The 1,309-nt window shown below is 70.1% G+C and carries 1 protein-coding gene and 1 pseudogene; both read right to left on the bottom strand.

The genetic code is table 11. From position 1 onward, the window contains the following. Positions 1 to 576: pseudogene (locus I59_RS03780) on the bottom strand (hypothetical protein); the annotation flags it as partial. 62 nt (positions 577 to 638) lie between these two features. Then, a partial coding sequence (locus I59_RS23345) for a glycoside hydrolase family 3 C-terminal domain-containing protein (RefSeq protein WP_031272763.1) occupies positions 639 to 1,309 on the bottom strand: 671 nt, incomplete at its 5' end.

Genomic DNA, 1,309 nt, shown 5'->3' with positions numbered 1-1,309 from the left:
TCCGTTCGGACAGGACCAGGTGCGGAGGTCGAGTGCGACCATCTTCCCGGGCGCGATCAGTTCGAGGTCCTCGTACGGGGTGTCGGTCCCGAGCGGCGTCTCCGCGCTGTGCCACTCGTCGGGGAACACGCAGGTCAAGGGAACAGCTGCCGAGATGGCCTTCACCTCGGATGCGAAGTGGACGTCACCTCCCTTCCGGTGGACGTACAGCGGCTTCTCGCCGAGCCGGTCCCGCACGAGCACGAGACGTTCCGTCCTCGGTTCGTGCACGGCGAAGGCAAACATCCCGTCCAGCTCGCCCAGGCAGCGGGAACCGAAACGGTCCCAGGCGCGGAGGAGGAGGTGTGCATCGCTCTCGTCGGGGAGGATCGGCAGATGCCAGCGCTGGGCGAGCTCTCGCCAGTTGTAGATCTCGCCGTTGAACGTGAGCACGGCCCCCGAGTGCCGGGACCGGTACGGTCCCGGCGCAGTCGCGCCCACGATGGACAGCAGGTTCATCCCGAGTGCGACACCGCCAGCGTCGGAGAGCTCGAAGCCTGTGCCGTCCGGTCCGCGGTGTGCCTGCGCTGACGCCATCCGGTGCAGCGCGGCCACATCGGCCGGGGCCCCTCGGCGAGCGATCCCCACGATGCCGCACATCAGTCCGACACCTCATCCGGTGCGTAGTGCATGCCGGTCTCGAGCGCGAGCCGATCCCAGACGTCGACCGCTACGCCTGCTTCGGTCAGCGCGGCGATCACACTCACGGCTGCTCCGTACGAGTAGTTGCTCGGGTCGGCGAGGATCTCGAGCGCGCGATCCGTACCCCGCGATTGCCTCGGCCGTTTCGACCTGCGTTCAGTGCGCAGGAGGCGACAGAAGTCCCGCCAGCGCTCCTCGGGCGGAGCTTCCGCCATCAGGAAGTCGACGTGGCGCTGCACACGGGCGACGAGCCAGCGGACCGGCCGGTCGACCATCGACTCCGCCCGCGAGGCGTACACCTGCACGACGTGCTTGCCTGCGCGGTCGCCCGTGTTCGCGACGGTCGCGGTGACGATCACGGCGTCGCCCTCGCGGACGGTCGGGGTCGCGGCCACACCGTCGATGCTCCACGTCGTGTAGCCGAGGCCGTGGCCGAACGGGTACGCCGGCTCGGTGCCCGCGCGGAGCCAGGCCCGGTAGCCGATGTGCACGCCCTCGTCGTAGGCGACCTCGCCGTCGACCGGGGTGACGTTCGACACCGGAGTGTCCTCGAGCGTCGCGGGCCAGGTGGTGGGGAGTCGTCCGCCGGGTTCCGCGGCACCGGTCAGCACGTCGGCGAGGGCGTGCC

The organism is Curtobacterium sp. B8, from assembly GCF_000333315.1.
Lineage (GTDB): Bacteria > Actinomycetota > Actinomycetes > Actinomycetales > Microbacteriaceae > Curtobacterium > Curtobacterium luteum.
The sequence above is the reverse complement of the archived record's forward strand: the minus strand, read 5'-3'. Positions and strand labels throughout refer to the sequence as shown.